This window comes from Sinorhizobium saheli (assembly GCF_001651875.1).
Classification (GTDB): Bacteria; Pseudomonadota; Alphaproteobacteria; order Rhizobiales; family Rhizobiaceae; genus Sinorhizobium; species Sinorhizobium saheli.
The window spans coordinates 68,315-81,018 of record NZ_LNQB01000071.1 but is presented as its reverse complement, the minus strand read 5'-3'; the positions used below and the strand labels follow the sequence as shown (position 1 = coordinate 81,018).

Sequence of the window (12,704 nt, the reverse complement as noted above, 5' to 3'; positions counted from 1 at the left end):
GGCCGGATGAGGGGCGCCCCCCAGCCATGACAAGCAGCGCTCTCGAAGCAATAACAAGAATATGTCTTGGTGGGCCCCCCAAATCAGATTAGGGTCTCCTAACTTTATCGCCATGCATGTGACGGAATGAGAGCCCGGAAGAAAAGAGCCGATGTGACGGGAACGAGGCCGAGCGCCGTCGGCCGACCGGTGGCCCTTGTGGCCCTTGTCGCCCTGCTCCTTTCGACGGCCGCGCCGGTGCTTGGCCAGGATGCGGTGAGCGTGCCTGCCGCGCCCGCCGCGGCAAAGCAGGGCCCGCCGGACCCGGCCGCCGATCTTGCGCTCAGGCGCGACAGCACGCGCAGCGAGCTCGAGGCGCTGTCGAAGACGATCACGCTCTCTCGCGAACGGGCCGAGGCGCTCGAGCAGACGATTGCCGAAATCGACAAGAGCAACGAGGCCTTGCGCGACGCCATCGTCGAATCGGCGAGGAAGCGCCAGGAGCTGGAACGGCAGATCGCCGATGGCGAAAGAAAGCTCAACGAGCTGCGCGCGAAGGAGGATGTGGTGCGGCGGTCGCTCCGCGGCCGGCGCGGGGTGCTCGCCGAGGTGCTCGCCGCGCTGCAGCGGATGGGGCGAAATCCGCCGCCGGCGATCCTGGTGACGCCGGAGGACGCGCTTGCCTCGGTCCGCAGCGCCATTCTGCTCGGCGCCGTCGTTCCGGAAATACGCGAGCAGACGGAAAGCCTCGTCGCCGACCTGAAGGCGCTTGCAAACATTCGCAACGGCATCAACGCCCAACGCGGCGAACTGACGGCGGCGATGACGGCGAGCGTCGAGGAGGAGCGGCGGATGTCGATGCTCGTCGCCGAGAAGGAGAAGCTGCGCCGGCAGAACGCGACCGAACTGGCGGCCGAACAGCGCAAGACCGGCGAACTCGCCTCGCAGGCGACCAACCTCGAGGGCCTGATCGCCTCGATCGAGAACGAGATCTCGTCGGTGCGCGAGGCGGCCGCGGCGGCACGGGCTCAGGAGGAGGAGCGCCGGCGGATGACCGAGGCCGAGCGCGAGGCGGCGCGCGAGCGGGCGAGAAGCGCCGTGCCCGACAAAAACCGCATTGCACCGGCATACGTCTTCTCGGAGTTGCGGGCGAGGCTGGCCTATCCCGTCGCGGGTTCGCTCGTGCGCCAGTTTGGCGACGCGGACGGCACCGGGCATTCACTGCAGGGGATCATGCTCGAAACCAATGCAGGCGCACTGGTGACGACGCCGGCGGACGGGTGGATCGTCTATGCCGGCAGTTTCCGCAGTTACGGACAGATGATCATCCTCAACGCCGGTGACGGATATCACATCGTTCTTGCCGGCATGGAGAGCGTCGGCGTCCGGCCGGGGCAGTTCGTCGTGGCGGGGGAGCCGGTGGCGACGATGGGTGCAAAAAGAGTCGCGAGTGCGGCGGCCTTGGCGCTGGAAACGGACCGGCCAACGCTTTACATTGAATTCCGAAAAGACGGGAAACCGGTTGATTCCCGACCGTGGTGGACCGCAGCAGAGGTTGGAAAGGCGCGAAATGATACGTAGAGCTTCACTTGTTCTGGTCGGGGCGCTGATGGGGGCGACGGCAATGGGCGTCGTCTATTCGGCGGCCATCCCCGCCGTGGCGGCGAATTCGTCGACATACCGGGAACTGGCGATCTTCGGCGATGTCTTCGAGCGCGTCCGCGCGCAATATGTGACGCCTCCTCAGGACGACAAGCTGATCGAGAACGCCATCAACGGCATGCTCTCGTCGCTCGACCCGCACTCGAGCTACATGAACGCGACCGATGCCGAAGACATGCGCACGCAGACGCGCGGCGAGTTCGGCGGCCTCGGCATCGAGGTGACGATGGAAGAGGATCTCGTCAAGGTGACGAGCCCCATCGACGACACGCCCGCCGCCCGCGCCGGGGTGCTCGCCGGCGACCTCATCTCCAAGATCGACGGCCAGGATGTCCGCGGGCTGAAGCTCGAGGAAGCGGTCGACAAGATGCGCGGCGCCGTCGGAACGCCGATCAAGCTGACGATCCTGCGCAAGGGCGCCGAAAAGCCGATCGAAGTGACGATCGTGCGTGACGTGATCGCCGTGCGCGCGGTCAAGTTCCGTGTCGAAGGCGGCGACGTCGGCTACCTCCGGGTGATCTCCTTCACCGAGAAGACCTTCGACGACCTGAAGAAGGGCATCGACAAGATCAAGTCGGAAGTCCCGGCGGACAAGCTCAAGGGCTATGTCCTCGACCTGCGCCTCAACCCGGGCGGCCTGCTCGACCAGGCGATCAATGTTTCGGATGCCTTCCTCGAGCGTGGCGAAGTGGTTTCGACCCGCGGCCGCAACCCGGACGAGACGCGCCGCTTCAATGCGACGCCGGGCGACCTCATCGACGGCAAGCCCGTCATCGTGCTCGTCAATGGCGGCTCGGCCTCGGCCTCGGAGATCGTCGCCGGCGCGCTCCAGGACTTGAAGCGCGCGACCGTGCTCGGCACGCGCTCCTTCGGCAAGGGCTCGGTGCAGACGATCATTCCGCTCGGCGACGCCGGCGCGCTCAGGCTGACGACGGCGCTCTATTACACGCCGTCCGGCAAGTCGATCCAGGGCACCGGCATCACGCCGGACATCAAGGTCGAGCAGCCGCTGCCGCCCGAACTCCTCGGCAAGGTGGAAGCACAGGGCGAGTCGGATCTGCGCGGCCATATCAAGGGCCAGAACGAGGGCGACGAGGGCTCCGGCTCGGTTGCCTACGTGCCGCCGGAAACCAAGGACGACCTGCAGCTGAACTACGCACTCGACCTGCTGCACGGCAAGAAGACGGATCCGGCCTTCCCGGCCAATCCGGAACAGGCCGTGCTCAAGAAATAAGGTCCGTAACGGGACCGATCGGAGGCGCCGGGCTGTTCAACCCGGCGCCTTTCTATTATCCATCGGCGATATAGCCGGATGTGCGATGATTCTCCTTGCACCCCTCGCCCGCTGCCGACGGCTTGTCGGGCTCGTGGGATGCGCCGGGTTCTCCCGCCGGCCTTTCCGAGTGACCCCGCGACGGCGGCGGGCGATGATTGCAGAGACGACCGAGGCTCCGTTTGGGAACTGATCTCAATGCCCCGCTTGGCCAGCACCGGAAGGAGAGGCCGGCGCGCAGGCATCGCCTGCGCCACATCCTTCGCTATTCGGGCCTCGGCGCCGCCGCATTTGCCATCATCGGTCTCTCCGCATGGAGCGCCCTTTCCCCCGACGGCCTGACGCGCGCACCGGCGACGCCGGCCGGAACGGAAGCAGCCGCGATCGCCGAGCGGACGGCACCTGCGGGGGAACCTGACAAGCAGAGGGGATTGAAGCGCAGCGGCGCGCTTTCCGGTGCGCAGGTCGAGGAAGTGCTGACCGACGATGGCGCGACCGTCACGAAATACACCCCGCGCTCGCGCGAAAACGGCGGCCCGGCGCTGATCGATGTCGGGGCGGCACGCGGCCAGGACCCGCGCATGGCGGCGCTGCCGAACGAGGATCTGCTCGAGGATGCTCCGGAGGGCCGGCTGCCGATCATCGGTCCGGACGGGCTGAGGCCGATGGATCAATATGCCCGGCCCTGGTCCGGCGCCCGCGGCACGCGCATCGCCATCGTCGTCGGCGGCCTCGGCCTCAGCCAGACCGGGACCCAGCGGGCGATCCGCGACCTGCCGGGCGAGGTGACGCTCGCCTTCGCCGCGGCCGGCAACAGCCTGCAACGCTGGATGCAGGAGGCGAGACGCGACGGCCACGAGATCCTGTTGCAGATCCCGATGGAGCCGTTCGACTTCCCCGACAACGACCCGGGCCCGCATGCGCTGCGCGTTTCCCTCGGGGCCAAGAAGAACCTCGCGGAACTGCACCGCAGCATGGCTGAGATCACCAATTACACCGGCATCATGAACTATCTCGGCGGACGCTTTCTCGCCGACGCCGACGCGCTCGAGCCGGTGATGCGCGACCTCGCCAAGCGGGGCCTCCTGTTCCTCGACGACGGCAGCTCGGCGCAGTCGCTCTCCGGCACGCTCGCCGGCGCCTTCGACGTGCCGCACGGCTTCGCCGACCTCGTCCTCGACAGCGAGATCAGCGAGACCGCCATCCTGCGCAGGCTCGACGAACTGGAGCGCATCGCGCAGCGAAACGGCACGGCGATCGGTGTCGCTTCGGCCTTCGACGAAAGCATCGCGGCCATCGCCGCATGGATGGAGGAGGCCCGGGGACGCGGTATCGAAATCGTCGGCGCATCGGCGCTCGTCGACGATCCGCGGCAAAAATGACCGAGGGCGGATCGCCGCGCGTCTTGTCAGGCGGCGGGTATGCAGGCACGAAAAGGAAGGACGCATGGGTAAGGACAAAGGCAGGATCGTGACGGCGGAGGATTTGCCCTACCGGCCTTGCGTCGGCGTCATGGTCCTCAATCGGCAGGGGCTCGTCTGGGCCGGGCACCGGGTCGCTGTCGGCAATTCGGAATATGACGGCTCGCCGCAGCTCTGGCAGATGCCGCAGGGCGGCATCGACGAAGGCGAGGAGCCGCTCGCGGCCGCCTATCGCGAGCTTTACGAGGAGACCGGCATCCGCTCGGTTTCGCTGCTCGCCGAGGCGCCGGACTGGATCCATTACGACCTGCCGCCGCAATTGATCGGCATCGGGCTGAAGGGCAAGTACCGTGGCCAGACACAGCGCTGGTACGCCTTCCGCTTCGAGGGCGACGAAAGCGAGATCGCCATCGATCCGCCGCCCGGCGGCCACGCCCCGGAGTTCGATGCCTGGGAATGGAAGCCGATGCACGAACTGCCCGACCTGATCGTGCCGTTCAAGCGCAAGGTCTACGAACAGGTCGTCGCCGCCTTCTCGCATCTGGCGGGCTGAGAGTAAAAAGCGTCCGCATCGCCCCTCATCCGCCTGCCGGCACCTTCTCCCCGCACGCGGGGCGAAGGGGACTCGCGGCGGCGCCTCAGGCCCCTCTGCCCGTCAGAACGGGGAGAGGGTTATTCCTCGGGTCCAAGGAGAGGGGGCTGATTTCTCGAGCGAAGAACGCGCCGCGCCCTGAACCGCGCGGCGCCCGCAGTCGCAAAGCCGGGCGCTTACTCGGCCTCGTTGGCGGGGGCGGCGTTGAGCTGGCCGTATTTCTCCTCGCCGATGGTTTCGAGCAACTGGATCTGCGATTCGAGGAAGTCGATGTGGCCCTCCTCGTCGGCGAGCAGTTCCTCGAAAAGCTTCATCGAGACATAGTCGCCGGCGGCATGGCAGATGTCGCGGGAATTCTTGTAGGCGGTGCGGGCATCGTATTCGCCGGCGAGGTCCGCCTTCAAGACTTCCTTGACGTTCTGCCCGATGCGCAGCGGCGCGACCGTCTGGAGGTTCGGGTGACCCTCGAGGAAGATGATCCGCGCGATGAGCTTGTCGGCATGGTGCATTTCCTCGATCGACTCGGCGCGCTCCTTCTTCGCGAGCAGCGTGTAACCCCAGTCTTCGAGAAGACGGTAATGGACCCAGTACTGGTTTACGGCCCCGAGTTCGAGAAAGAGCGCTTCGTTAAGCTGCTCGATGACCTTTGCGTCGCCTTTCAAGATCCGCCCTCCGGTTTTCTTCGTGGAATTGTTTTAGGCGGGTCATGAAATCAAATATCTCGGCTTCCGTCGAGGGGCGGCTGGCGTGATAGGCTTCGGTGGTGCGGATGATGATGTCGACGACATTGGGGAAGCAGCCGCAGCAGCGGCCGCGCTTTTCCATCGCGTGATAGACTTTCGCCGGCACGATCAACTGCCAGCAGTCCTCGTCGAGGAGGCTGACGATCGTATCCTCGATCTCTTTCTCGGTGATGAAATTGCAGCTGCAAACCAGCATTTCGTCTTGCCTGTTAAACGCAACGCCCTGATTTCCCGCATAAAGCAAAAGAGGATATTTGCCGTCAACAAAAAACTCCTCTCCATAAAGTTGAGCGGCATCTTAGACCGGTTCTAAACTTGATGAAAAACGTCGCATTTACAGAATATTAGACGATTCTAAGGAGAAGATTTTGCTTCCGCAAAGTGCAGCATCGGTTGCGCATGCTGCGACATTTTTACACAGGCATGTTCTGCCGGCGGAGACCGGCAAGGCGGGACCCCTGCTACGACCGTGTGGCGGCGCTGCCGTCACGCTAGAGCGCGTCGCATTCAATCGAATTCACGCGGCGCGCTTCAGGTCTTGTTTTTACGCATGTCGTTATCGCAAAAGCGCGCACTTTTGCGCGGCATGCATGAGGGCTCAATGGAAGTTGCGCCCTTTCGGCATCACCTCCGCCATCTCGGCGGCTGCATCACCGTCCGGCGCCGGGCTCGGCAGGCCCAGGCGCAATTGCCGGAGTTTCTTCTTGTCGCGCGCATCCATCGTCGGCCGGAAGGCCTCGTCCGCGCGGTCATTGGCGCCGAAACGCCGGGCCTCCTGGCGCAGGAGGCCGAGCATCGGCGTCATGTCCTCGATGTGGTCGGCAACGACATGGATGACACCGCTCTGGCTCTGCAAGCGGCCGCGCACCTTCACAAGCCGCGATCCCATGACCTGCAGCCGGTATTTCTTGAACGTCCTTTCCCAGACGATGATGTTGGCAATCCCGGTCTCGTCCTCGATCGTCATGAAGATGACGCCGTTGGCGGAACCCGGCCGCTGGCGAACGAGCACAAGGCCCGCCACCGTGACCCATCTTCCCGCCGGGGTCCTCGCCAGGGCGCGACTGGAGACAATGCCCATCCGGGCAAAACCCTCCCGCATGAAGGAAACCGGATGGGCCTTGAGCGAGAGCGTCAGGAAACGATAGTCATGGACGACATGCTCGCCCGCGGGCATGTCGGGGAGGGTGACCGCGGGCTCTGCCTGCAGATCCTCGGAACCCGCCTCACCGAAAAGCGGCAGGCGCTCGATCGCCGACTGCTCGTCCAGCGCCTTCACCGCCCAAAGGGCCGCGCGCCGGTCGAGGCCGATGGAGCGGAAGGCATCGGCATCGGCAAGGCGCTCCAGGACGGCGCGGGAAAGGCCGGAGCGGACCCAGAGATCGTGGACGGAGCGGTATCCCTTGCCGCGGCGCCTGGCGAGCGCCTCCATATCCGTCTGCCTCAGCCCCTTGACCAGCCGGAAGCCGAGCCGGACGGCCTTCCCGGACTTGATAACCTCCCGCATTTCGGCATGGCGCGGATCGATCGCATCCTTGTTGAACATCCCCTCGCCTTCGAGCAGGGCATCCCAATCCGAATGGTTGATATCGACCGGCAACAGCTTCACCCCGTGCTCGCGGGCATCGCGGACGAGCTGTGCGGGCGCATAAAAGCCCATCGGCTGCGAATTCAGGAGCGCCGCGCAGAAAATGTCCGGATAATAGGTCTTGAACCAGGCCGAGGCATAGACGAGGGAGGCGAAGGAGGCGGCATGGCTTTCGGGGAAACCGTATTCGCCGAACCCCTTGATCTGGTTGAAGCAGCGCTCGGCGAAGTCCCTCTCGTAGCCGTTCGCGACCATGCCCTCGATCATGTTCCGCTCAAAGGTATGGATCGTGCCGGTGCGCTTGAAGGTCGCCATGGCGCGGCGCAGGCGGTCGGCCTCGCTCGGCGAGAAACCGGCGGCGGTAATGGCGATCTGCATCGCCTGTTCCTGGAACAGCGGCACGCCCAGCGTCCTTTCGAGGACGGGCCGCAACTCCGGTTTCGGAAAGTCGAAGACGTTTTCGCCCCTGCGCTGCGCCTCGCGCCGCTTCAGATAGGGGTGCACCATGTTGCCCTGGATGGGACCCGGCCGGACGATCGCGACCTCGATCACCAGGTCGTACATTTCACGCGGGCGGAGGCGCGGCAGCATGCTCATCTGCGCCCGGCTTTCGATCTGGAAGACCCCGACCGTATCGGCGCGGCAGATCATGTCGTACACGGCCTCCCGATGATCCTGATAGATTTCGGCCAGGATCTTCTCCTCCCCGTAATGCGCCTTGAGGAGCTTGAAGGCCTTGGCGAGGCAGGTCAGCATGCCGAGCGCCAGCACGTCGACCTTGAGGATCTTCAACTGGTCGAGATCGTCCTTGTCCCATTCGATCATGTAGCGGTCGGGCATGGCCGTGTTCATGATCGGCACGACCTCGTCGAGCCGATCACGGGTGATCACGAAGCCGCCCACATGCTGCGACAGATGCCGTGGAAAGTTCATGAGCAGGCTGGCATAGGCAAGGACGCGTTTGGTGAGTGGGTCCGCCGCATCGAGGCCGGCGCCCTTCGCCTGCTCTTCGGTGAAGGGTGAGGTTCCCCAGCCCCAGATCGAGCTCACCAGCGCGGACTGCACATCCTCCGAGAGGCCGAAGGCCTTGGCGACCTCGCGGCCCGCCGAGCGCGAACGATAGCTGATCACCGCGGCGGTGAGTCCGGCATGCTCCTTGCCATAGGTCTCGTAGATATACTGGATGACCTCTTCACGCCGCTCGTGCTCGAAATCGACGTCGATATCGGGCGGCTCGTCGCGGTCGCGCGACAGGAAACGGTCGAAGAGCAGCGTGAACTTCTGCGGGTCGACATCGGTGATGCGAAGGCAGAAGCAGACCGAGGAATTGGCCGCCGAGCCCCGCCCCTGGCAAAGGATTTCCTTGCTGCGGGCGAACTTCACCAGCTTGTGGACGGTGAGGAAATAGGGCTCGTATTTCTTGTCGTGGATGAGTTCGAGTTCGTATTCGATCTGGCGCTTCACCTTTTCCGGCACGCCGTCGGGATAGCGCTCCTCTGCCCCTTCCGCGACGAGCCGCCGCAGGCTTTCGGCCGGCGTCTCGCCTTCGGCGCTCTCATCCGGATATTGATGGCTGAGCTCGTCGAGGCTGAAGGCGAGCTCCTTGTAGAACTTGCGCGTATTGGCGACCGCCTCGGGGTAGTCGCTGAAAAGCCGGGCCATTTCCTTGGGGCCCTTCAGATGCCGTTCGGCATTCCTCTGGGCGAGGAAACCGGCGTCGGCGATCGGCACATGCTCGCGAATGGCGGTCACGACATCGGCAAGCGGGCGGTAGTGCGGATCGTGATAGAGCGCGTCATTGGTGGCGAGAAGCCGGATGCCGGCCCCGCGGGCGACCGCCGCAAGCACGGCGAAATCATGCCGGTCGAAGCCGTCATAATGCGGCGTCAGGCCGAGATAGAGCCTGCCGCCTGCATGCTCCTTTAATTTTTCCAGCAGTGCGCAGAGGCTTTCCGGCTCCGGCCGCCCCGCGCCCTGCAGGACGATCAGCAGAAGCTCCTCCTGCCATTCGAGGAGATCGGCGAGATAAAGCGTGCAGTCGCCCTTCTTCGAGCGCAGGTTGCCGGCACTGAGCAGGCGGCAGAGATGCCCCCAGCCGCGCCTGTTTTTCGGATAGGCGAGAATCTCCGGCGTGCCGTCGGCAAAGGAGAGGCGGGCGCCCGGCTGGAAGGGAAACCCCTCCACCTTCGCCTTGGCATGGGCCCGCACGACGCCGGCGACGCTGTTGCGGTCGGCGATGCCGAGGCCCGAAAGCCCGACCTTCTTGGCGAAGACGACCATCTCCTCGGCCGGCGCCGCCCCCTCGAGGAAGGAGAAGTTCGTGCGTGCGCCCAGCTCGTAGAAAACAGGCTCTCCGCTCATGCGAAAACTCCGTGCATGAACCAGCGGGGCGAGGCGGTTTCCCGGCCGTAAAGGCCTTCGCGGAACAGCCAGAAGCGGCGGCCCTCCTGATCCTCGACCCGGAAATAATCGCGCGTCGGATGGTTTTCGCCATCGATCCACCACTCGGCGGCGATGCGTTCCGGCCCCTCGGCACGGGCGACGCGGTACTGGGTCTTGCGCCAGTTGAAGCTGCGCGGCGCGCCTTCGGGCACTTCGGCCGTCGCCTCGACCCGCTCCGGATGCGCGAAAATCCGAAGCGGGCGGTTTTCAGGAAGGGCTCTATCGACGGCAGGTGCCAGGACCGCGGCCACGTCCCTCACGGGCGCAAAGCCGCCCGCCCGCTCCGGCAGGTGGCTTTCGAAAAGAGCCGCCTGCATCAGGCAATCCGGTCCGAACCGGGCGGAAACCTTGTCGACAAAGGCGGCCAGCGGCTGGCTTTCGTCCGGAACGCCGGAAAAATCCTCCTGCGTCGGATCGAGCCTTTCGCTTCTGATGACGGAAAGCCGGAGGATTTCGAAGCCGTATCCGGCATCGAGATCGTCATGGACCGCCTGCAGCCGCTCGCGAAAGAGGGCGGCGATGCGATCGGCGTCATTGAGCGCGACGGCCGCATGGGCCCGGACGCGGAACACCCGGCCGTCGACGCGAAACAGGAGGAGCTCGAACAGGCGCCCGCCTTCGCCATGCCGCTCCAGCAAGGCGCGGACCTCCTTGGCGAGGTGGCGCGTGAGTTCAAGAATGTACTCTTCGTCCTGAAGCGGTTCGGCAAGCCGGCGCTCGGAGGAAAAGCTCGGCACCGGCAGGCGGGGCGACAGCGGCTCGTCGACCTCGCCTCTCGCCTGGTCGAGGCGCAGGAGGAGGAAGGAGCCGAAGCGGCGGGCGAGCGGCGCCCGCGGCGCCTCGAGCAGATCGCCGACCTGCTTCAGCCCGACCCTTTCGAGTGCGGCGGCCGTTTCCGCCGGCAGACGCAGCGCGGCGACCGGCAGGGGTGCAAGCACCCGGTCGGCATCCCCGGGCGCGATGACGGCGACATTGCCATGGCGGACGGCCGCCCAGGAGAGGCCGGCCGCGGAGGAAACGGTCGCCCGCGCCTCGACGCCGAGCGAAAAGAGCCGCGACAGGACATCGCTGACGAACGCCTTCTCGCCGCCATGGAGATGCGCGCAACCGGTGATGTCGAGGAAGAGGCCGTCCTTGCCGTCGAGCGCGACCAGCGGCGTATAGCGATCGCACCAGTCGGCAAGCGCTTCCAGAAAGGCCTGGTCCGCCGCCGGATCGGCGGCGATCACGTCGAGCGACGGACACATGGCGCGGGCTTCCGCCGCCCCCTGCCCGCGCTTCAGGCCGATGCGCTCCGCAAGCGTGTCGAGCGCGACGAGGCGCATGGCATTGTCGATCTTGGCGGTAAAGACGACGGGCGGATGGTCAGGACGCCCGCGCGAAAGCCAGGAGGCGCCCCATCGGCTGCGCGCGATGCGATCGGCCGGCAGATGCGGAAAGTGGATCGCGAGGATCCGCTGGCTCGTCGTTTGCCTGAAGAGCGGCGCTGCGGCGCTCGTCGAGGGAGTAGAAGCGGCAGTCATGGGCGTTCCATTCCAGAAAGATGCCGAGAGGGGCGTGAGCCCTGCTTTTTTCGACAAGGAGGTGAAAGGCGGGATGGCCGATGCTGCCGCAAAGCATCGAACCACCGGGGAGAGGACGCTCGCCGGCCGGCGCCGGCCTGACCTGGAAGCGGAAGAAGGCGCTGCTCGCCTCCTCCTCGCCCGCCTGGCGAAAGACGAGGAGAGGCACGCCGCCCGCCCGGGCTCTCACATGCAGGCGCCGGCTCTCGCTTAAGGTCAGACAGGCGGGATTGCCGCGGATTTCCAGGACGACCGCGGCGAAGACCGGCACCGAAAGCGCCGTCTCGGCGATCCAGAGCACATCCTTGACCGTGCGCACCGAGACGAAGAGGAAGCGTTCGGCGTCGAGCCCATGGGCCTTGAGCCCCGGCGCATAAGGCTGGCCCGCCTCCTGGGCGGCAAGCGACTGGCTGATCCAGAGCACCGGAGCGAGGCTGCCCTTCTCCTTCTTCTCCCGCTGATAGAGCACCGCGAGCGCCGCCACGAAACCGGCGGCCGCGCCCGCGTCGCGGGTTTCGGCATTGCGGATTTCCGTCATGCCCTCGAGCGGCAACCCGCCGTTCAGGACGACGTCGAGCTCCGGGATTCCAACCGGCAGGACCCTGCGGCGGGAAGTCTCATCCCTGCCCCGCCGGAAGCCGGCGGGATCGGCCGCGCTCGCCGCCCGGACACTTCCCGGCAGCCTCTGATCTTCAATCCGCGCTATGGTCTCGCGAAGGGAAAGAACGGTTTGCCGTTGCACGGCATCTGCGGCCATGACGGTCAACTCCACCAAATGTTCCTGTTATGTTCTTATTGATTCCAGAGCTTGGCGGGAGAGTCAACAGCGGAACATAGGAATTTATGCCTCATCCCTGCACAGATCGTCCCATAACCGCCCTACGCTTTTGGGCGACAGGCACCGGCCGAATTCAATACTCGAAATGCAAAGGCAAAATCGCTATATGAGGGCGACAAGGAGTGCCCATGGCCCGCATTGACCAGACCGATGATTGGCGGGAACGCCACGCACCGACGCTTTCCACATTCGAGCAGCTCGCGTTTGAAGCCTACAGCCATCTGCCTGAGGAATTCCGCAAGCTGACGACGGATCTCATTATCGAAGTCGCCGATTTCCCGAGCGACGACGTCTTCGAAGACATGGCGCTCGAGACGCCCTTCGACCTGCTCGGCCTCTTCGAAGGCCGCGGCATCGGCGAACGCTTCACCATGGAAACCGGCGAGTTTCCGAACCGCATCACCCTCTATCGCCGCCCGATCCTCGACTATTGGGCGGAAAACGAGGAAACGCTCGGCGACATCATCACCCATGTGCTGATCCACGAGATCGGCCACCACTTCGGCCTTTCCGACGACGACATGGATCGGATCGAGGCAAGCGTCGAGCACGTCGGCGGCTGAGGCAGCCTTCCGACCGGATTCGCCCCTCATCCGCCTGCCGG

The 12,704-nt window shown here is 65.2% G+C and carries 10 protein-coding genes; 5 read left to right on the top strand and 5 right to left on the bottom strand.

The genetic code is table 11. The features are described 5' to 3' along the window. Window positions 1-126 precede the first annotated feature (126 nt). The 4 genes from ATB98_RS11690 (at window position 127) to ATB98_RS11675 (ending at window position 4,888) form a co-directional block, all read left to right on the top strand. Window positions 127-1,560 carry a murein hydrolase activator EnvC family protein gene (locus ATB98_RS11690; RefSeq protein ID WP_066873744.1) on the top strand — a complete coding sequence of 478 codons (1,434 nt, stop codon included), beginning with the start codon at window positions 127-129 and terminating at the stop codon, window positions 1,558-1,560. Continuing rightward, window positions 1,550-2,875: a S41 family peptidase gene (locus ATB98_RS11685; RefSeq protein ID WP_066873742.1), complete on the top strand. Its 1,326-nt coding sequence runs from the start codon at window positions 1,550-1,552 to the stop codon at window positions 2,873-2,875. The genes ATB98_RS11690 and ATB98_RS11685 overlap by 11 nt, the downstream gene beginning before the upstream one ends. 221 nt (window positions 2,876-3,096) lie before the next feature. Further along, window positions 3,097-4,296, top strand: coding sequence for a divergent polysaccharide deacetylase family protein (locus ATB98_RS11680; protein WP_066873740.1), 1,200 nt, complete (start codon window positions 3,097-3,099; stop codon window positions 4,294-4,296). A 64-nt stretch (window positions 4,297-4,360) separates the two neighbouring features. Then, window positions 4,361-4,888, top strand: a complete 528-nt coding sequence (locus ATB98_RS11675; RefSeq protein WP_066873739.1) for an RNA pyrophosphohydrolase — start codon at window positions 4,361-4,363, stop codon at window positions 4,886-4,888. A gap of 215 nt (window positions 4,889-5,103) precedes the next feature. On the opposite strand, the gene bfr is transcribed toward ATB98_RS11675, so the two are convergent. The 5 genes from bfr to ATB98_RS29980 all read right to left on the bottom strand — a co-directional run bounded on the left by bfr (window position 5,104) and on the right by ATB98_RS29980 (window position 12,019). Beyond that, window positions 5,104-5,589, bottom strand: a complete 486-nt coding sequence (bfr, locus tag ATB98_RS11670; protein ID WP_066873737.1) for a bacterioferritin — start codon at window positions 5,587-5,589, stop codon at window positions 5,104-5,106. Next, entirely contained in the window at window positions 5,555-5,866 is a 312-nt protein-coding gene (locus ATB98_RS11665) for a (2Fe-2S)-binding protein (RefSeq protein WP_066873735.1), read from the bottom strand. Before ATB98_RS11665 ends, bfr begins: the two co-directional genes overlap by 35 nt. Window positions 5,867-6,268: 402 nt before the next feature. Further along, complete coding sequence (locus tag ATB98_RS11660) at window positions 6,269-9,619, bottom strand: error-prone DNA polymerase (RefSeq protein WP_066873733.1); 3,351 nt, start codon at window positions 9,617-9,619, stop codon at window positions 6,269-6,271. Then, window positions 9,616-11,115 (bottom strand): DUF6504 family protein, encoded by a 1,500-nt coding sequence (locus tag ATB98_RS11655; RefSeq protein ID WP_268801788.1) that lies wholly within the window; start codon window positions 11,113-11,115, stop codon window positions 9,616-9,618. The genes ATB98_RS11660 and ATB98_RS11655 overlap by 4 nt, the downstream gene beginning before the upstream one ends. Next, entirely contained in the window at window positions 11,066-12,019 is a 954-nt protein-coding gene (locus tag ATB98_RS29980; RefSeq protein ID WP_066873729.1) for an ImuA family protein, read from the bottom strand. Before ATB98_RS29980 ends, ATB98_RS11655 begins: the two co-directional genes overlap by 50 nt. A 209-nt stretch (window positions 12,020-12,228) precedes the next feature. On the opposite strand from ATB98_RS29980, the gene ATB98_RS11645 reads away from it, so the two are divergent. Then, entirely contained in the window at window positions 12,229-12,663 is a 435-nt protein-coding gene (locus tag ATB98_RS11645) for a metallopeptidase family protein (protein ID WP_066873727.1), read from the top strand. Window positions 12,664-12,704: the final 41 nt, after the last annotated feature.

Excerpts from the sequence above, each read along its gene's own strand:
- ATB98_RS11690 (WP_066873744.1), top strand. The coding sequence starts at position 127 with ATGAGAGCCCGGAAGAAAAGAGCCGATGTGACGGGAACGAGGCCGAGC.
- ATB98_RS11665 (WP_066873735.1), bottom strand. The coding sequence starts at position 5,866 with ATGCTGGTTTGCAGCTGCAATTTCATCACCGAGAAAGAGATCGAGGAT.
- ATB98_RS11660 (WP_066873733.1), bottom strand. The coding sequence starts at position 9,619 with ATGAGCGGAGAGCCTGTTTTCTACGAGCTGGGCGCACGCACGAACTTC.
- ATB98_RS11675 (WP_066873739.1), top strand. The coding sequence starts at position 4,361 with ATGGGTAAGGACAAAGGCAGGATCGTGACGGCGGAGGATTTGCCCTAC.
- ATB98_RS11685 (WP_066873742.1), top strand. The coding sequence starts at position 1,550 with ATGATACGTAGAGCTTCACTTGTTCTGGTCGGGGCGCTGATGGGGGCG.
- ATB98_RS29980 (WP_066873729.1), bottom strand. The coding sequence starts at position 12,019 with ATGGCCGCAGATGCCGTGCAACGGCAAACCGTTCTTTCCCTTCGCGAG.
- ATB98_RS11645 (WP_066873727.1), top strand. The coding sequence starts at position 12,229 with ATGGCCCGCATTGACCAGACCGATGATTGGCGGGAACGCCACGCACCG.